The organism is uncultured Methanobrevibacter sp. (genome assembly GCF_934746965.1).
Classification (GTDB): Archaea; Methanobacteriota; Methanobacteria; order Methanobacteriales; family Methanobacteriaceae; genus Methanocatella.
This window is the reverse complement of sequence record NZ_CAKVFS010000002.1, coordinates 1-18,483: the sequence shown is the minus strand read 5'-3', so window position 1 is coordinate 18,483 and position 18,483 is coordinate 1. Positions and strand designations below refer to the sequence as shown.

Sequence of the window (18,483 nt, the reverse complement as noted above, 5' to 3'; positions counted from 1 at the left end):
ATGGCTAAAATGGGATCTAGAAAACATTTAAAAACATATAAAGCACCAAAAACTTGGCCTATTCATCCTAAAGAAGATACCTGGACTGTTAAACCTTCAGCAGGTTCACATTCTATTGAGAATTCTTTATCTTTAACTTTAGTTATTAGAGATATTTTAAAATTAGCTGATAATTCTAGGGAAGCTAAAAGAATCATCAACTCAGGTAATGTTCTTGTAGATGGAAGAGTAATTAAAGATTATAAATTCCCAGTTGGTTTTATGGATATTATTGAAATCCCAAAAACTGGTGAAGTTTATAGAGTTCTTTTAGATAAAAAAGGAAGATTACAATTAAACAAAATTGAAGAAAATGATAGTAAATTATGTAAAATTGTTAACAAATCTACTATTAAAGGTGGAAAAATCCAAGTTAATCTTCATGATGGTAAAAATGTAATTATTGATGAAAATGATTACAATGTTGGAGATGTTGTTAACTTAAAAGTACCTGATCACGAAATCAATGAAGTTTTCGAATTAAAAGAAGGTGCTAATGTACTTATTACTGGTGGTAAACACATTGGTGAATTAGGTACTGTTTCTGAGATTATTGTAAATGAATCTTCTAACCCTAATACTATTGTTATTGAAAATAGTGCTAAAGATGAATTTTTAACTTTAAAAGATTATGCATTTGTAGTTGGTGACGATGCACCAGCAATATCCTTATTGGAGGTTAATAAATGAACCCAATGAACGAAGTACAAATTTCTAAAGCTACTGTCAGCATTGGTGTTGGAGAAGCAGGTGAAAAATTATCTCGTGCTATAACTCTCTTAGAACAAATGTTCGATCAAACTCCAGTTAAAACATTTTCTAAAGTTACCAATCCAGAATTTGGTATTAGAAAACGTCAACCAATCGCATGTAAATTAACTTTACGTGGAGAAAAAGCTGATAAGGCTATTGAAATGGTTTTAGAAGGAATTAATAAAAATATCAAACCTACCCAATTTGATAACCAAGGAAATCTTTCCTTTGGTATTAAAGAACATATTGATATTCCAGGTATGAAATATAATCCTGATATTGGAATTTTTGGTATGAATGTATCTGTTACTTTTGAGAAACCAGGTTACAGGATTGCTAAAAGAAGAATCCAACAAAAGAAAGTTCCTGTAAAACATAGAATTTCTAAAGAAGAAACTATGAAATATATGGAAGATAATTTTAATGTCAATTATGTGACAGAATAAATGTTAAGGTGATATTTTGCCAAGAAAATATGGAAAAGCTGCAAAAAAATGTACTCGTTGCGGAGACCACTCTGCTATGATTAGTAGATATGGACTTAACTTATGCAGACAATGCTTTAGGGAAATAGCTCCTAAAATAGGTTTTAAAAAATATAATTAGAGGTGTTTTAATATGAGTCTCATGGATCCACTTGCTGATGCTTTAACTAATATTAGAAATAACGAATTACAAGTAAAAGACTCTTGTGTTATTTCCCCTGCATCCAAATTAATTGGAGAAGTTTTAAGCACAATGCAAAAAGAAAATTACATTGGTAATTTTGAATATGTTGATGATAACAGGGCAGGTAAATTCAATGTGGAATTAAAAGGTAACATTAATAAATGTGGTGTTATCAAACCTCGTCATGCTGTTAAAAAAGATGAATTTGAGAAATTTGAAAAAAGATATTTGCCAGCAAAAAATTTTGGTATTTTAATCGTTACAACTCCTGAAGGAATTATGACTCATTATGAGGCAAAAGAAAGAGGAATTGGTGGACGTTTGTTGGCTTACATGTATTAGGTGATAATATGGTAGTAGCTGCAGCTATAAGGGAAGAAATTGAAATCCCTGAAGGCGTTGAAGTTATAATTAATAATAATGAGGTCACTGTAAAAGGACCTAATGGAGAAGACTCCAGAAAATTTACATATCCAAATGTAGATATTAATGAAGTTGAAAACAATGTTGTTTTAGAAACTTCATTCCCAAGAAAAAAGGACAAAGCTATGATTGGAACCACTAAAGCTCATATTACTAATATGATTACTGGTGTAACTGATGGTTTTGAATATCATATGAAAATTGTTTTTGCTCACTTTCCAATGACTGTGAAAGTAAACAAAGATATTGTGGTAATTGATAATTTCCTCGGGGAAAGACACCCAAGAACTGCTAAAATTGTTGGTAGTGCTAAGGTAGTAGTTAAAGGTGATGAGGTTACAATTACTGGTATTAATAAGGAACATGTTGGTCAAACTATGGCTAACTTAGAACAAGCAACTAAAATTAGGGGAAGAGATCCTAGAGTATTCCAAGACGGAATATATTTAATTAGCAAAGAATAAGGAATTGGTGATTAAATGGCTAATAAAAGATTTAAAAGACAAGAGTATGCTCGTTATAAAAAACTTGGAATCAAATGGAGACGTCCTAGGGGTAAAACCAGTAAAATGAGAAGATATGAAGCAGGAAAACCTGACATGCCTGCTATTGGTTACAGAACTCCTAGAGCTGTTAGGGATTTACATCCTTCAGGTTATAATGATGTTCTTGTTCATAATATGGCAGAATTAGAAGACTTAAATCCAGCAACTGATGCTGCAAGGATAAGTGCTTCTATTGGTAAAAGGAAAAAAGACATGATGTTGGAAAAAGCATCTGAATTAGGTATTAAAGTTTTAAATAAATAAATATTATATTCACATTTATTCAAGTTAAATCAATTCCGGGTTTTTTGAATTGATTTTTCTGATTTAAAGGGAATTTAGATTTTTTATCTAAATTTATCAGCTATGCTGAAAATGGAGGATTATATATATGAATCTTACAACTCAAAAAAGATTAGCTGCTAGTATACTTAAAGTAGGACTCAATCGTGTATGGATTGATCCTGAAAGGATGGAAGAAGTATCCATGGCAATTACTAGGGAAGGTGTAAAGCAGTTAATAAATGATGGAGCTATTAAAGCAAAACCTCAAAAAGGTATTAGTAGCTACAGATCTAAAAAATTAGCGGAACAAAAGAAAAAAGGAAAAAGGAAAGGTAGAGGTAGTGTAAAAGGAGCTAAAAAAGCTCGTAATCCTAAAAAACAAGAATGGATGACTACAATTAGGGCTTTAAGAAAAGACCTTAAAGAAATGCGTGATGCAAACGAAATTGATGCTACTACATACCGTAAGTTATATAAAATGGCTAAGGGTGGTGCTTTCAGAAGTAAATCTTACATGAAAACATATGCTCGTGACCATGATTTAATTAAATAGGAGGAATAAACGTGGCTCAAGGATCAAATTACAAAGTACCATTTAGAAGGAGAAGAGAAGGAAAAACCGATTATGCAGCTAGAATGAAATTAGTTGATTATGACAAATCTCGTTTAGTTGTAAGACTTTCTAATGCTCATGCAACTGTTCAAGTTATTGATTATGCTCCTGAAGGAGATATTACTTTAGCATCTGCTGTAAGTAAACAATTAGCTAATTATGGTTACTTAGGTGGGGCAGGAAATACTTCTGCAGTATATTTAACTGGTTACCTCTGTGCTAAAAGAGCATTAGCTAAAGGTATTGACTCTGCAATTTTAGACATTGGTTTAAAATCTGCTATTAAAGGATCTAAAGTATTCGCAGCTCTTAAAGGTGCTGTAGATGCAGGTTTAGATATTCCTTATGGTGACTCTGTTTTACCAGAAGAATCTCGTATTAATGGAGAACACGTAGCAAACTATGCTGAGTCTTTAGATGATGATGAAATTGCAAAATTATTTTCAAAGTATTTAAAAAGAGGTCTTCAACCAGCAGATTTACCTAAAAACTTTGAAGAAACCAAAAAGAATATCGATGAGGCAGAGGAATAACTATGAGTTTTAATATAGATGAATGGGAACCTAAAACTAAAATGGGTAGATTAGTTAAAGAAGGAACCATTACAGATATTGATGAAATCTTTGAAAAAGGTCTTCCTATAATGGAATTAGAAATTGTTGATGCTTTAGTTCCAGATTTAGAAGAAGAAGTAATGGATGTTAACTTAGTTCAAAGAATGCACAAATCCGGTAGGAAAGTTAACTTCAGAGTAATTGTTGCTGTAGGTAACAAAAACGGTTATGTTGGATTAGGTCAAGGAAAAGCTAAAGAGGTAGGTCCAGCTATCAGGAAAGCTGTAGACAATGCTAAATACAATCTTATTAAAGTAAGAAGAGGTTGTGGAGATTGGGGTTGTGTTTGTGGTAAAGAACACACAGTACCTTTCAAAGTACAAGGTAAAGCAAGTAGTGTAAGTGTATCTCTTATGCCTGCACCTGCTGGAGTAGGTTTAGTAGTTGGAGATGTTGGAAAAACTATTTTAAATCTTGCGGGTATTAAAGATGTATGGTCCCAATCTTTTGGTCAAACCCAAACTACTGTAAACTTTGCTAATGCTGTATTTGATGCTTTAAAAACTTTAAGTGCAGTTAAAGCTAGTGAAGCTGACCTCAAAAAAATGGGAGTTAAATATTAGATGGTGATCAATATGTTTTTAGTTATAAGAGTTAGAGGAACTACTGGTGTTATTAAAAACATCGCTGATACTTTAGACATGTTAAGACTTAACAGAATTAGCCATGCAGTTTTAGTTGAAGATACTCCAAGTTATAATGGTATGCTTCAAAAAGCTAAGGATTACATTACTTGGGGAGAAATTGACGCAGATCTTTTAGCTGAAATTATTGCTAAAAGAGGTAAATTTACTGGTAACAACAAAGTTACTGATGAATATGTAGCTGAAAATTCTGATTACAACAATATTGAAGAATTAGCTAAAGGCGTAATTGCTGGTGAAGTTAAATTAATGGACTTAGATATTAAACCTGTATTCCGTTTACACCCTCCAAGAAAAGGTTATGAAGACATCCGTCTTTCTGTTAAAGAAGGTGGATCTTTAGGTTACAGGGGAGAAAATATCAAAGATCTTGCAGAAAGAATGCTTTAAGTTTAAGGTGTATAATATGATTAGATCAAAACGTAAAATTAATAAACTCAGAGGTTCTAGATCCAATGGTGGAGGTTGTACCAAAAAACGTAGAGGTGCAGGTAACAAAGGTGGTAGAGGTAATGCAGGAGCTTCTAAACAACATTGGACTTGGACTGCAAAATTTGACCCAGACCATTATGGTAAACATGGATTCAAAAGACCTCAAAAAATGATTAAAAAATCCAATCCAGTTAATTTAAGTTATTTAGAAGAACAAGCTGATAATTTAATTGAAAGTGGTAAAGCATCTAAAGATGGAGATTCTATTGTTATTGATGTTACTGAATTAGGTTATGATAAAGTTTTAGCTAAAGGTAAAATAACTAAATCATTTGTTATTTCCTCACCTCAGTTCTCTGCTTCAGCTATTGAGAAGATTGAAGAAATGGGAGGAGAAGCTATAGAATTATAGTTTCTTTTTTCCTTTCTTATTAGAGGAATAAAATGTCATCATTAAAAGTTTTAGAGCCATTATTTAAGTTTTTACCTGAAGTAAAATCTCCGGTTCATCATGAAGATTTTAATGAAAAACTTAAATGGACTGCTCTTATTTTGGTATTATACTATATATTAACTGAAATACCATTATATGGTTTGAGTTCTGCAGCAGTGGACCAATTTGCTCAATTAAGAGCAGTTATGGCGGGAAGTTTTGGTTCAATTTTAACATTGGGAATTGGACCTATTGTAACTGCATCAATTGTATTGCAATTGTTAGTTGGTTCCAAGTTGTTAGATTTAGATTTGTCTTCTCCTGAGGATAAATCTCAGTATCAGGCTACACAAAAAATTTTATCCATAGTATTTACTATGTTTGAAGCAGGTGTATTAGTATTAACTGGTAGTTTAGTACCAATAGATAATTCATATCTTGGTGTGTTATTCCTTCAACTTGTTATTGGAGCAATATTGATAATTTATCTTGATGAAGTTATCTCTAAATGGGGATTTGGTAGTGGTATTGGTTTATTCATTGCAGCTGGTGTTTGTGAGGCTATTCTTGTAGGTACTTTCAGTTTTATACCTGGATCTGATGGTATTTATGGTGGAGCAATCCCTGCATTTATCCAATCCATTTGTTCAGGTTCTGTTGACTTTTCACTATTAATCCCATTAATTGCAACAGCAGCAGTATTCTTTGTTGTTGTATATGGTGAATCTATGAGGGTAGAAATTCCTATTTCTCATGGTTCAGTAAGAGGTCATGGAAGAATTAGAGGTTCTGTTGGTAAATATCCATTAAAATTTGTTTATGCTAGTAACATGCCAGTTATTTTAACTAGTGCATTACTTGTTAATGTTTCACTTCTTGCTAGTGTTTTCCAAAAAATCGGATACCCAATTTTAGGAGAAATTGTTAATGGTAAGGCAGTAAGTGGTATTGCATTGTATTTATCTACACCAAATGATGTTAGTTTATTAGTTACTGATCCAATTCGTGTTATAATATATGCAATTTTCTTCTTACTATGTGCAATATTATTCTCATATTTATGGGTTGAAATTAGTGGATTAAATGCTAAGAAAATTTCAGAACAACTTTATAAATCAGGTATTCAAATACCAGGTTTCAGAAGCAGTAAACGTCAATTATATAAAATATTGAAAAAGTACATTCCAGCACTTACTATTATAAGTGGTCTTTATGTTGGTATCATTGCATTTTGTGCAGATTTAACTGGAGCATTAGGTGGAGGTACTGGTGTATTGCTTACTGTTGGTATTATACATAAAATATATGAAGAAATGGCTGAGGAACAACTCATGTCAGCAAATCCAGTTCTTAGGAAATTTTTAGGAGGAGATTAATTCTTCTTCTTTATTAATCTTTTTAAAATGGGGGATTAAATTGAAATTGGTAGTGTTAACAGGTATTCCAGGTTCTGGAAGTACCACTTTGCTTAATAAAGCACTTGAAGAAGTAGATTATGTTCATTTAAATTATGGGGACATAATGACTGAAATTGCAATTGAAGAAAAAATTGTTGATGATAGGGATGCTTTAAGAAAATTGTCTCCTGATGTTCAAAAAGAAATTCAGGAAAAAGCAGCGAAAAGAATCAAAGAAAGATCTGAAAATGAAAATGTTATTGTAGATACTCATTGTACTATAAGTACACCATCTGGATTTTTACCAGGTCTTCCAAGTTGGGTTTTAAATGAATTACAACCTAATCTTTTTGTCATGATTGAAGCTAATCCTGATGAAATTATTTACAGAAGATTAAATGATGATACTCGTTCAAGAGATATTGAAAAAGCAAAGGATATTCAATTACATCAAGAAATGAATAGAGCAGCATCTATGGCTTATGCTACTTTAACAGGAGCTACTGTAAAAATAATTGAAAATCATGATAATCATTTATCTTCTACAGTTTCAAAATTAGTCGATGTTTTAAATAAATAGGGGAATCTCATGTTTGACATATTTAACATGGTATTTGAGGCATTAAATGCAGTATTTAGCCCATTACTTGCTTTAGATCCAAATCCTCAAAATCCAGCATTAACTGTTTTAGTTATTGCATTTATTGTTTCATTAATAACTACAGTTGCTAATAAATTATTAGTTGACCAAGATGAAATGAATGAAATACAACAAAAAATGAAAGATTACCAAAAAGAAGTTAGGGAAGCTCAAAAATCTGGTGATGGTAAGAAATTAGCTAAACTTCAAGCTCAACAAGCTGAAATCATGCAAAATCAAAGTAAAATGATGACTAATTCATTTAAACCTATGATTGTTACTTTTATCCCAATTATTTTGATATTCTTTTGGATGAGAGCTTCTCCAATTAGTGGTTTAGTTATTTCTATGCCTCCTGGTGCATTTTATGTATCATTAGCTCCAATTTGGCATTTTATTGGTAGTTTTATGTATGGTGGCCATTCTGTTGGATATAATATTGGATGGTTATTCTGGTATTTTATTTGTACATTTGGTATGAGTCAAATATTACGGAAATTTTTAGGTTTCAAACAAGGATTTTAATTAATCCTTACCTATGTATTTATTAATAATGAAAACAATATAGTATAATATTCTATTTTGAATACGCTATTACACAATTATTAAATTTATTATTTAAAATTAATTTAGGTGATTAAATGCCTGCAAACAGATATAGATCAAGATCATACAAAAGAGTTTACAAAAACACTCCTGGCGGAGAAAATGTTTTAAGATATAAAAAGAAAAAACCATCTAAGCATGTTTGTGCTGAATGTGGTGAATTATTACATGGAGTTCCACGTGGACGTCCATATGAAATTAACAAAATAGCAAAAACCCATAAAAGACCTAATCGTCCATTTGGTGGGTATTTATGCTCAAACTGTGCTCGTAAACATTTCAAAAACGAGGCTAGAAAATAATGATAATTACTATTGGCGGGCTGGCTGGAACTGGGACCACAACAACTGCTGAGCTGTTGTCTGAAAAATTAGATATTCCTTTTGTTTCTTCAGGTTCTATTTTTAGAGCTATGGCTAAAGAAAAGGGTATGTCTGTTCTTGAATTCAGCGAGTTTGCTGAAAGTAATGATGATATCGATAAAGAAATTGATAAAAGACAAGCTGAACTTGCTAAATCTTCAGAGAATTTGATATTGGAAGGAAGATTATCAGCTTATTTTGTTGAAGCTGATTTAAAACTTTGGTTAATGGCACCAATTGATGTTCGTGCTCAAAGAATTAGTCAAAGGGAATCTAAATCTGTTGATGTGGCTAAAGAAGAAATTAAAATTCGTGAAGAAAGTGAAGCTTTAAGATATTTAGATATTCATAACATAGATATTGGTAATTTAGATATTTATGATTTAATGATTAATACTGACAGATTTGATCCTGAAAGTATAACAAAAATTATTCTAACAACATTAAAGGTGATATAATGGCAGCAATTGAAGTAGGAAGAGTATGTGTTAAAACTGCTGGTAGAGAAGCTGGAGAAAAATGTGCAATTGTAGAGATTATCGATGAAAATTTCGTTGAAGTAATCGGTGAATCTGTTAAAAATAGAAGATGTAATATTGCTCATTTAGAACCAACTGCAGATTCTGTTGATGTTTCTGGTGATGCTGACTCTATTAAAGCAGCTTTAGCTGATTTATAAATGGATAATTATTAAATTATTCATTCTCTTATTTTTATTTACTTATTTTTTATTTATTAATTTTCAGTGATTTTTCATGAAAGACTTGCTTACAAAATCTAAAAGTTTTACAAATCCAGAATATGGGTGTGCTCCTGAAGAACGTGAAATTTCAGATTATATTTCTTATGGTGTTATTAATTTAGATAAACCTTCCGGACCAACTTCTCATGAAATTGATTCCTGGGTAAAACGTATTTTGAATTTAGAAAAAACAGGGCATGGTGGAACATTAGATCCAAAAGTTACTGGTGTTTTACCTGTTGGACTTGGAAATGCAACTAGAGCTATTCAACTTCTTTTAACAGCTCCAAAAGAATATGTGTGTGTAATGAATTTTCATCAAAAAATATCTGAAGATAAAATTCGTGAAATATTTGATGAATTTACAGGTAAAATTTTCCAACTTCCTCCAGTAAAATCAGCAGTTAAACGTGAATTACGATCTCGTAATGTTTATTATTCTACTATTTATGAAATTGATGGTAGAGATGTTTTATTTAGGATAGGTTGTGAAGCTGGAACTTATGTTAGGACATATTGTCATAATATAGGGGAAGCTGTAGGTGTTGGTGCACATATGGCTGAACTTAGAAGAACACAAGTTGGTTCATTTACTGAAGATAATCATTTAGCTACTCTTCAAGATGTAACTGATGCATATCATTTTTATAAAGAAGATGGTGATGAATCATTTTTAAGAGATGTTATTATGCCAATGGAGAGAGCTGCAGATTATTTACCGAAAATAATTATTAAAGATTCAGCAGTTGATGCAATATGTCATGGAGCTAATTTAGCCAGTGGTGGAATAGCTTATTTATCGGATAATATTCAAAAAAATTCTATAGTGGCTATTGAAACACTTAAGGGAGAATTAGTTGCTTCAGGTAATTCTTTATTTAGTAGTGATGAGATTTTAAATTTAGAATCAGGATTTGCTATTAATGTGTCCAAAGTTTTCATGAAAACTGATGTTTATCCAAAGATGTGGAAATAAATTTTTTTTTAAAAAAAGAGATGAGAAGCTAGAATGCTCCTCCACCTCCCCCACCGGAACCTCCACCAATGTCACCAAATCCAGAGCTGTCTGAATCACTATTGGCAGTTTGTATTCCTGTATTTATTGCAGAGTGCATGGTATAATATCCAGTACCATAATAATAATATGAATCAAGATATTCATCTTCAAGATATCCTTCATTGATTTGTAGTTTCATAGCTTCATAAACTTTGTCAGCTACACCAAGTGCAGTTGCATATACTAAGTACTGATTCCAAATAACTATTGATTCTGGAGGATGTTCTTTCATTAAACTATTATCTTTTAAAAATTTCTTAAAGTTTTTCCACTTTAACATATATAATCTACCTTCTGCAGTCCATTGACCAAAAATATCATCAGGTAATAAATAGATTATCACTCCAACAATAATTAAATATACTGATCCAATAAGTCCAAGAATTGTTCCTGTTGTATTTAAACTGCTTTCTAAAAGAATCATTGAAAGAGTAACTGCTCCAACAATTACACTAGCTATTGTGTAATAGGTAGCTATTTTATCTCCTTTATTATTAAAGAATTCTTCTAATTTATTTTCTCCTAAATGTTCATAAACGACATCATTTTTCCATGTTTTAACTTTATCATTAAACCATTTAGCATTATGTTCATCTGATAGATAATCATCAATATTACTTAAATCTAAATGATTATCTTTTGCTATTGTTGAAAATATATTAAAAATATCTTTTTCATCTAATGTTAATTCATCATAATGAGTTTCATCTAATTCAATTATTAAATGTTTATCTTCATTTTCTTTCATTTTAAATATTTTACGATTAATTAAATCCATAATTGTAGCTTCAAATCCTTTTAAATCTGGAGTTCCAATATTGTCTCTATTTTGAATTAATGCGTTAACTACTGCTGGAGGGTCGTTACTTGGTAATTCTCTTTCATAAATTCCTTCATAATTAACTTTAGGTTCTCTACCATATTTATGATAAATAAGGAATGGGATTACTGGACTTATAATAAATAATATTCCCACTATTATTCCGATGTTGTCCCACATTTTTTCATTTTCTTGATAATCATGATAACGTTGTTCAATTTCAGATTTTGCTAGTTTGTCAATGTGAATTGCATTTGGTGAATTTTTAAAATCACTTTCAGGCATTAAAACTTCTATTTCATAGAAATTTCCAGAATCAATGTAATTGCTAGTTGTAGTTATTGTATTCCCGTTTAATGAGCTGGATTCATTATATTTTGTAGGATTTAACCAATATTCATTGTCAGTGTTATTAGGTAAATGTATTGTTGTAATTAATTTGTCAACACCTACATCCCATTGATCTCCCCAAAGTTGGTATTGTAGAGATGCAGTGTCTTGATAAACAGTCACCACATTTTTCATATCATAACTGATATGAACTTTAACATTGGTGTCGCTTATTGGTTGGGTTTTAGCTTTATCTGAGTATAAATAGATTTTTATATGTTGTGTACCATCTTGAACATTTTGTTCTACTTTTGTATATGCTCCATCTGCAGTTACGTGGATATTTTCAATACTTTCTCCATCTTTTAAAGGTATGTCTCTATAAACACCATTATATGTTCCATCAAAAGAATAATCAAATGTTTCATTTATATGAAGCATTCCATTTGTATCAACTACAATATCCATTAAAGCTTGTGTGATGGAATAACTTCTATCATCATCGTCAGCATAAACACAACTTACAGAGGATATTATTAAAAAAAGTAGAAGGAAGATGGTTATTATCTTTTTATTAACCATATATTCAATCTCCCTTAGAATTGCACTTTAGGTGCTTCTCGCTCACCACTAGCTATTTCAAAGAAGTCTGCTTCTTTAAAATTGAACATTCCTGCAATAATATTACTTGGGAATTGTTCACATTTATTATTATACATTAAAACAGTGTCATTATAAAATTGTCTTGAATAAGAAATTTTATCTTCAGTTTCTGTTAATTCTGATTGTAGTTCTTTGAAATTTTGATCTGCTTTTAATTCAGGATAATTTTCAGCAATAGCAAATAATGAAGCTAATGCACCAGTTAAAGCACTGTTAGCTTCACTAACTTCTTTAACACTACTTGCATTCATTAAGCCACTTCTTGCTTTAGTTACATTTTCAAATACTCCTTTTTCATGACTTGCGTATCCTTTAACAGTTTCAACAAGATTAGGTATTAAGTCATTTCTTCTTTTGAGTTGAACATCAATTTGAGAATAACTGTTTTTCACTTTATTTCTTGCATTAACAAGACCATTATATCCACTAATAAGATATAATACTATAGCAAGTATGATTATTATAATTACAGCTAAGATAATCATAGTTGTATCCATATTTTTACTCCTTTTTTTTAGTATTTTATATATTTAATTTAAGTTTTATTAATATCTTTATCATGTTTTATTTTAATATCTCTTTAAAAATGTGATGATTTTTAGGGTAGATATATAAAACACTTATATTTCAGTGTTTTAAGTTAGATATGTTAATTTTATTTATAATAACTTTACATATATTATAATTAATACTAAACTAAAATTGTGAGAAGGTTATAGTTTAGATATTATAATCGAATTAGAATGATAAAATGTTATATGGAATAGTTGATATTGGTTCAAATACTATAAGATTTAAAGTATATGAATGTAAAAATAATAAAATTAAATCAATTTTTTCTAAAAAGAAAACTGCAGGTCTTATTGCTTATCACGAAAATGGTAAGTTAAATAATGAAGGAATAAATATTCTTATTTCTGTTTTAAATAAATTTAATAAAAATATGGATTTATTAAATGTAGATAAAAAATATTTTTTTGCAACAGCTAGTTTGAGAAATATCACAAATACTATTGAAGTATTAAATATTGTTAAAGATAAATTGGACATTGATATTAATGTTTTGGACGGTAAAAAAGAAGCTGATCTAAGTTTTAATTCTATTAAAAGCACAGAATTATCTAAAGATGAAGGTATTCTTATTGATGTTGGTGGGGGCAGTTGTGAATTAACTATTTTTGAAAATAGAGTGCCTGTTGAAGAAAGAAGTTTGCCTGTTGGTTCACTATATTGTTATGAGAAATATGTCGGAATAATGTTTCCAAATAATAAAGAACGTAAAAATATAGAAAAAAGAATTCTAAATGAGTTAATTAATTCTAATATTGGAAATTATTCTAAAAAATATATGTTTGGAGTAGGTGGAACTGTTAGGAATGTTAAACGTTTATTAGTTCATCTTAATTTTATTAGTAAGAAATCTCCAGTAATTTCAATTGATTTATTAGATAAATTATTAGAGGAACTTAATTATAATAATAAAAATGATTTTAATAAAATATTAAAAATTAAGGCGGAAAGAATACATACTATTGTACCTGGAATTATAATAATTAAAACTATTGCAAGTTATTTTAATGTGGAAGAATTATATTTTTGTAAAAATTCTTTGAGAGAAGGAGTTTTATATGCATTATTAAATGGAGATTTATAATGAAAAAAAGAGATTATTCATATACACAAAATAGGGAATTATCTTGGCTGAAGTTTGATGATAGAGTTTTAAAAGAAGCAAAAGATAATACAGTTCCATTACTTGAAAGATTAAATTTTATATCTATTTTCACAAGTAATTTAGATGAATTTTATATGATTAGATGTGGTAGTCTTTTTGATTTAACACTTATTGATGAGAAGGATAGAGATAATAAAACTGGATGGAGTCCTCAAGAACAGTTGGATGCAATATTTAAAGCTACTAAACCATTATATGAAGAAAGAGATTTGATTTTTGAAAAAATAGCTAGAGACTTAAGAAAATATGGGATTATTAAACATAGTTTTGATGAATTAAATAGTGTTTTTAGAAAATATATTACTCAATACTTTTATGAAAATGTTGCTCCATTGTTATCTCCTCAAATAATTGATTCTTATCATCCTTTTCCACATATGGTTAATAAAAAGTTATACATTTATTGTATACTAGAAAAAAATAAAGAAAATAATAAACATAAAAAATTGAAAGAATACATTGGTTTAATCCCAATTCCTTTTTCTTTGCCTGATTATATTAAATTTCCAGATACAAATGAATTTATATTGATGGAGGATTTAATTTATGCATTTGCAGATAATATATTTACAAATTATCGCGTAAAATATAAAACTGTAGCTGCGGTAACAAGAAATGCGGATATAAATCTTCAAGAAACTCCAATTGATGAAGATGAGGATTATAGACATTTCATGAAAAATATTCTTAAAAAAAGAAAAAGATTATCTCCAATAAGATTGGAATTCTATAGAAGTAATGATAATATTTATACTAAGCATCTTAGGAAAGAATTGGGTTTGCATAAAAATCAGGTATTTCTTACACAGTCTCCTATAAATTTGGATTTTATTCATGATTTTATAGATGAGATTCCTGGTGATATAAAACAAGATTTAACATTTCCTAAGTTTATTCCTCAAAAAACAAGCCAAATTGATCCTAATAAATCTTTATTTAAACAGTTAGATAAAAAAGATATTTTGTTATTTTATCCATATCAAACAATGAATCATTTTCTTGATTTTTTAAAAGAAGCAGCTAATGATCCTGAAGTATTATCTATTAAAATAACTTTATATCGTGTTGCAAGAACTTCTTCAGTTATTAAGTATTTACTTGAAGCTTTGGATAATGATAAGGAAGTTACAGTTTTAATTGAACTTCGTGCAAGGTTTGATGAGAAAAATAATATCCATTATGCAGAATTATTGGAAGAAGCAGGATGTCAAATTTTGTATGGTTTTGTAGATTATAAAGTGCATTCTAAAATATGTACTGTAACTAAAAAGCATAAAGGAAATATTAAACAGTATACTCAAATTGGAACTGGGAATTATAATGAAAAAACAGCAAAATTGTATGTGGATTACTGTTATTTAACATCTAATCAAGAGATTGGTGATGATGCTACGGAATTTTTTAAAAATTTAGCATTATCTAATTTACAAGGACATTATAATAAATTTCTTGTAGCTCCAGATTCTTTAAGATCAGGTATTTTAAATTTAATTGATAAAGAAATAGCTAAAGCTAATAATAATCAGCCTGCTGAAATAATGATGAAAATGAATTCATTCACTGATAGAAAAATCATTGATAAAATAGTTAAAGCTTCAAAAGCAGGAGTTACAATAAAAATGATTATTAGGGGAATTTGTTGTATTATTCCAGGTCTTGAAGGAAAAACGGATAATATTGAAGTTCATGGGATTGTAGGTAGATATTTGGAACATTCAAGGGTTTATGCATTTGGTGTTGGTGATGATAGGACTCTTTATATATCTAGTGCAGATATGATGACAAGAAATACTGCTAAAAGAGTGGAAATTGCATGTCCTATTGAAGATAAATTCATAAAATCTAAAATTCTTGAAGACATGGAAATCATGTTGAAAGATGATATTAAAGGCCGTAGAATAAATTCCAGTGGAAATTATGAATTTATACAGCAAGCTAGACATATTAATTCTCAGGAATATTTCCAACAAAGAGCAATTGATGAAGTTAAAAATATTAAAGTTAATGATGAACTGAATATGATGGAGTCTATTATTACTAAACTTCATAATATTTTTAATTAAATTTTTATTTCAACTTTTTTTGATAATTATTAAATACTACTTATTTTAATATTATTATTGTAAAACATAATTGACATGTTTTTAAATATATTGGTGGTTGATTTTGAAAATTAATAATATTTTTTTTATTATGTTAATATTATTGCTGAGTGTGTCAGTAGGAGCAGTTAGTGCTACTGCGTCTTTAGATGGAAATAATGTTGACATTGGAACTATTCAAAGTTCTGAAAATTTAAATAATGTTTTTGAAAAAAATGTAATCTCTGATGGTATTAATTATGGTGGTGTTATTCAAGATTCTGGGGAGTCTAATGCTATTTATATTAATGTCACAGGTAATGATAACAATGATGGTACTTTAGAAAATCCATATGCTACTTTAAATAAGGGTATATCTATAGCTAATTCTAATAATACTATAATCAAATTAGGTGAAGGTATTTTTAAAGGAAATGGTAATAGGGAGATAATTATTGATCAAAATAATAATGGAGTATCATCATATTATATTGTTGGTTCTGGAGTTAATAAAACAACAATTGATTTAAGTCATAAAAGTTTATTTACAATTAATGAAGGAACTTCTGTTTATATAAGTAATTTAACTATTAAAAATGGTTATGCTACTGATGGTGCTGTTTTTTTAGTTAAAGGTAAAATTATTGTTGAAAATGCTAATTTTGAAGATAATTTAGCAAAATCTAATGGTGGTGTAATCTGTGGTCAACTATGGTCTGATATTACAATTAGTAATTCCACATTTAGTAAAAATAAAGTAATCAGAAAAGGTGGAGCTATTTATGGTTATAATATGAATATTTCAAATTCTATCTTTAAAGAAAATGAAGCTTATGATGTGGATGGTTTAGGTGGAGCTATTTATATTTCAAGTGGTGGAAAAGCTTCTATTTCTGATTCTAAATTTATATCTAATTTAGCAACTATGCAAGGTGGATCAATATATACAGTCCCAGGTGTGAATATTGTTAATAATCAGTTTGTTAATAGTAAGACTACTTCTTTTAGTTCAAAATCTAGTGGGGGAGCTATTTTTTCAGCTGGTTTAAGTTATTTGAAGAATAACACTTTTGATAATTGTAAAGCATATTCTGGTTTGGGTGATGGTATTGCAGTTAACTATGGTTTATCTAATATTAAGATATATGTATTAAATGGTGAAACAGTTAATGTTACTAATACATTCATTCCATTAACTGCACTTGTTACTGATGATATGGGTAATTTAGTTCATGGTGCTAGTGTTGAATTTAAGATAAGCGGAGTATCTTCTACATTCAAAACAAATAGTGTAAATGGTATAGTTTCTCTTACTGTTCATGAATTATTAAATGATGGAATATATGATGTAACTGCTAAAGTTAGGAATGTACAATCTTTAGTTAATGGTAAACTAAATGTATTCATTGATAAAAACCCTATTGATGTATATGTATCACAAAATGGTGATGATATAAATGGTGATGGAACTATAAATAATCCATTTAAAACTATTGCTCAAGGATTAATTTTTGGGTTTAGTAAACATATTAATGTTAATTTACATTTAGGTGATGGAGTATTTTATGGTGAAGGTAATGTTAATATTACTGATGATTATATTGGTGTGTTGAATATTATTGGTTCAAAGAGTAGAACTACTATTGATGGTATTGATGGAAACTTTTTCTTAAATATTAAAACAAGTTTAAATTTAACTATTTCTAATCTTATTTTCAAAAATTTTGTATATGGTAAATCTGTAATTTCAATTGCTAGTGGTGTTTTTTCACAATCTACTTTTGGAGGAATTGATAATTGTATATTTGAAGATATCGTAATTGGATCTCAAAATTTAGTTACTTTTAGATATGGTTTACTTTATTTAAATAATTCAATATTTAAGAATATTAGTGGTGCTGAATCTAATCTTGGAAGTGGAAATTTAGTTTATGGTGCTAATAAAGTTAATAATTGTACATTTTATAATAATAAAGTTGGAGGTTTAGTTGATTATTATCAATCTGAAGCTTCATTTACTAATTCTTATGCATATAATAATGTATTTTTTAATTATGCAGTAAGCGGGGGTAATGGTTTAGTATTTGATAATAATAGATTTATTTCTAATACTGGAACTATTATAAGTACTACTAAGGATATAATTGTTAATAATAGTATTATTCAAAATAATGGAATGTATATTAAGAGAAATGGTCAAAAATCAGGTTATTCAACTATTTATACTTATTTTGGAAGTCCGATTATGACATTTTCAAATTCTAAGTTTATAAATTGTTCTCATGATTATGCAGGAGCAATTTATGCGAGATTAGGTGTACTTAATTGTATTAACACTACTTTTACTCAAAATAATGGTTCTTTTGCAAATGATATTTACTTGGATAATAGTGTCTCTTTTAATTTTGATTTTGTAATTAAATTTGTTTCAATTACTTCAAAAAATTCTAGACCTACTTTAACTGCTATTATTGATGATGGTAAATTGGGATTAACTACAAATTCAGGTATTAATTTCTATTTAAAGAGTCTGTAAAATTTTATAGGCTTATTTGATTTTGAATTTTTTTACAGACGAAATTTCGTTTTGATAAAATTTC

23 protein-coding genes are annotated in these 18,483 nt (G+C 29.0%); 21 read left to right on the top strand and 2 right to left on the bottom strand.

Going from position 1 to position 18,483, the window contains the following annotated elements:
• The 18 genes from Q0984_RS01305 (at position 1) to Q0984_RS01220 (ending at position 10,173) form a co-directional block, all read left to right on the top strand.
• Positions 1 to 729: a 30S ribosomal protein S4e gene (locus tag Q0984_RS01305; protein ID WP_299522422.1), complete on the top strand. Its 729-nt coding sequence runs from the start codon at positions 1 to 3 to the stop codon at positions 727 to 729.
• Positions 726 to 1,238 (top strand): 50S ribosomal protein L5, encoded by a 513-nt coding sequence (locus tag Q0984_RS01300; protein ID WP_299522419.1) that lies wholly within the window; start codon positions 726 to 728, stop codon positions 1,236 to 1,238. The genes Q0984_RS01305 and Q0984_RS01300 overlap by 4 nt, the downstream gene beginning before the upstream one ends.
• A gap of 16 nt (positions 1,239 to 1,254) precedes the next feature.
• Complete coding sequence (locus Q0984_RS01295; protein WP_299522416.1) at positions 1,255 to 1,398, top strand: 30S ribosomal protein S14; 144 nt, start codon at positions 1,255 to 1,257, stop codon at positions 1,396 to 1,398.
• A gap of 12 nt (positions 1,399 to 1,410) precedes the next feature.
• Positions 1,411 to 1,803 carry a 30S ribosomal protein S8 gene (locus Q0984_RS01290; protein ID WP_299522413.1) on the top strand — a complete coding sequence of 131 codons (393 nt, stop codon included), beginning with the start codon at positions 1,411 to 1,413 and terminating at the stop codon, positions 1,801 to 1,803.
• Between the two features lie 8 nt (positions 1,804 to 1,811).
• Complete coding sequence (locus tag Q0984_RS01285) at positions 1,812 to 2,348, top strand: 50S ribosomal protein L6 (RefSeq protein WP_299522410.1); 537 nt, start codon at positions 1,812 to 1,814, stop codon at positions 2,346 to 2,348.
• Between the two features lie 15 nt (positions 2,349 to 2,363).
• A complete protein-coding gene (locus Q0984_RS01280) occupies positions 2,364 to 2,693 on the top strand; it encodes a 50S ribosomal protein L32e (RefSeq protein WP_299522408.1) in 330 nt (109 codons plus the stop codon).
• Between the two features lie 127 nt (positions 2,694 to 2,820).
• Positions 2,821 to 3,267, top strand: a complete 447-nt coding sequence (locus tag Q0984_RS01275; protein ID WP_299522405.1) for a 50S ribosomal protein L19e — start codon at positions 2,821 to 2,823, stop codon at positions 3,265 to 3,267.
• Between the two features lie 11 nt (positions 3,268 to 3,278).
• The gene (locus Q0984_RS01270) at positions 3,279 to 3,860 is read left to right on the top strand and encodes a 50S ribosomal protein L18 (RefSeq protein ID WP_299522401.1); all 582 of its coding nucleotides are present in this window, start codon (positions 3,279 to 3,281) and stop codon (positions 3,858 to 3,860) included.
• A gap of 2 nt (positions 3,861 to 3,862) precedes the next feature.
• Complete coding sequence (gene rpsE, locus Q0984_RS01265) at positions 3,863 to 4,504, top strand: 30S ribosomal protein S5 (RefSeq protein ID WP_299522398.1); 642 nt, start codon at positions 3,863 to 3,865, stop codon at positions 4,502 to 4,504.
• Between the two features lie 12 nt (positions 4,505 to 4,516).
• Positions 4,517 to 4,975 (top strand): 50S ribosomal protein L30, encoded by a 459-nt coding sequence (locus Q0984_RS01260; protein ID WP_299522395.1) that lies wholly within the window; start codon positions 4,517 to 4,519, stop codon positions 4,973 to 4,975.
• 16 nt (positions 4,976 to 4,991) lie between these two features.
• The gene (locus Q0984_RS01255) at positions 4,992 to 5,429 is read left to right on the top strand and encodes an uL15m family ribosomal protein (RefSeq protein ID WP_299522392.1); all 438 of its coding nucleotides are present in this window, start codon (positions 4,992 to 4,994) and stop codon (positions 5,427 to 5,429) included.
• Positions 5,430 to 5,461: 32 nt separating this feature from the next.
• Complete coding sequence (gene secY / locus Q0984_RS01250) at positions 5,462 to 6,826, top strand: preprotein translocase subunit SecY (protein WP_299522389.1); 1,365 nt, start codon at positions 5,462 to 5,464, stop codon at positions 6,824 to 6,826.
• Positions 6,827 to 6,866: 40 nt separating this feature from the next.
• Positions 6,867 to 7,427 (top strand): adenylate kinase, encoded by a 561-nt coding sequence (locus Q0984_RS01245; RefSeq protein WP_299522386.1) that lies wholly within the window; start codon positions 6,867 to 6,869, stop codon positions 7,425 to 7,427.
• A gap of 9 nt (positions 7,428 to 7,436) precedes the next feature.
• On the top strand, positions 7,437 to 8,012 hold the full coding sequence (locus tag Q0984_RS01240; protein ID WP_299522383.1) for a DUF106 domain-containing protein: 576 nt from the start codon (positions 7,437 to 7,439) through the stop codon (positions 8,010 to 8,012).
• Positions 8,013 to 8,128: 116 nt separating this feature from the next.
• Positions 8,129 to 8,395 (top strand): 50S ribosomal protein L34e, encoded by a 267-nt coding sequence (locus tag Q0984_RS01235; protein WP_299522380.1) that lies wholly within the window; start codon positions 8,129 to 8,131, stop codon positions 8,393 to 8,395.
• Positions 8,395 to 8,913, top strand: coding sequence for a (d)CMP kinase (gene cmk / locus Q0984_RS01230; RefSeq protein WP_299522378.1), 519 nt, complete (start codon positions 8,395 to 8,397; stop codon positions 8,911 to 8,913). Before Q0984_RS01235 ends, cmk begins: the two co-directional genes overlap by 1 nt.
• Positions 8,913 to 9,134, top strand: a complete 222-nt coding sequence (locus Q0984_RS01225; protein WP_004033248.1) for a 50S ribosomal protein L14e — start codon at positions 8,913 to 8,915, stop codon at positions 9,132 to 9,134. The genes cmk and Q0984_RS01225 overlap by 1 nt, the downstream gene beginning before the upstream one ends.
• Positions 9,135 to 9,210: 76 nt before the next feature.
• The gene (locus Q0984_RS01220; RefSeq protein WP_299522374.1) at positions 9,211 to 10,173 is read left to right on the top strand and encodes an RNA-guided pseudouridylation complex pseudouridine synthase subunit Cbf5; all 963 of its coding nucleotides are present in this window, start codon (positions 9,211 to 9,213) and stop codon (positions 10,171 to 10,173) included.
• Positions 10,174 to 10,201: 28 nt separating this feature from the next.
• Here the strand turns inward: Q0984_RS01220 and Q0984_RS01215 are convergent, their stop codons facing one another.
• Together Q0984_RS01215 and Q0984_RS01210 are read right to left on the bottom strand one after the other, a co-directional pair.
• Positions 10,202 to 11,986 carry a DUF2207 domain-containing protein gene (locus tag Q0984_RS01215; protein WP_299522371.1) on the bottom strand — a complete coding sequence of 595 codons (1,785 nt, stop codon included), beginning with the start codon at positions 11,984 to 11,986 and terminating at the stop codon, positions 10,202 to 10,204.
• 14 nt (positions 11,987 to 12,000) lie between these two features.
• A complete protein-coding gene (locus tag Q0984_RS01210; RefSeq protein WP_299522368.1) occupies positions 12,001 to 12,564 on the bottom strand; it encodes a LemA family protein in 564 nt (187 codons plus the stop codon).
• 254 nt (positions 12,565 to 12,818) lie between these two features.
• Between Q0984_RS01210 and Q0984_RS01205 the strand changes: the two genes are divergently transcribed.
• The 3 genes from Q0984_RS01205 to Q0984_RS01195 all read left to right on the top strand — a co-directional run bounded on the left by Q0984_RS01205 (position 12,819) and on the right by Q0984_RS01195 (position 18,419).
• A complete protein-coding gene (locus Q0984_RS01205) occupies positions 12,819 to 13,721 on the top strand; it encodes an exopolyphosphatase (protein WP_299522365.1) in 903 nt (300 codons plus the stop codon).
• Positions 13,721 to 15,865 (top strand): RNA degradosome polyphosphate kinase, encoded by a 2,145-nt coding sequence (locus Q0984_RS01200; protein WP_299522362.1) that lies wholly within the window; start codon positions 13,721 to 13,723, stop codon positions 15,863 to 15,865. The genes Q0984_RS01205 and Q0984_RS01200 overlap by 1 nt, the downstream gene beginning before the upstream one ends.
• Before the next feature lie 151 nt (positions 15,866 to 16,016).
• Positions 16,017 to 18,419, top strand: a complete 2,403-nt coding sequence (locus Q0984_RS01195) for a hypothetical protein (protein WP_299522359.1) — start codon at positions 16,017 to 16,019, stop codon at positions 18,417 to 18,419.
• The last annotated feature ends 64 nt before the right edge of the window (positions 18,420 to 18,483 follow it).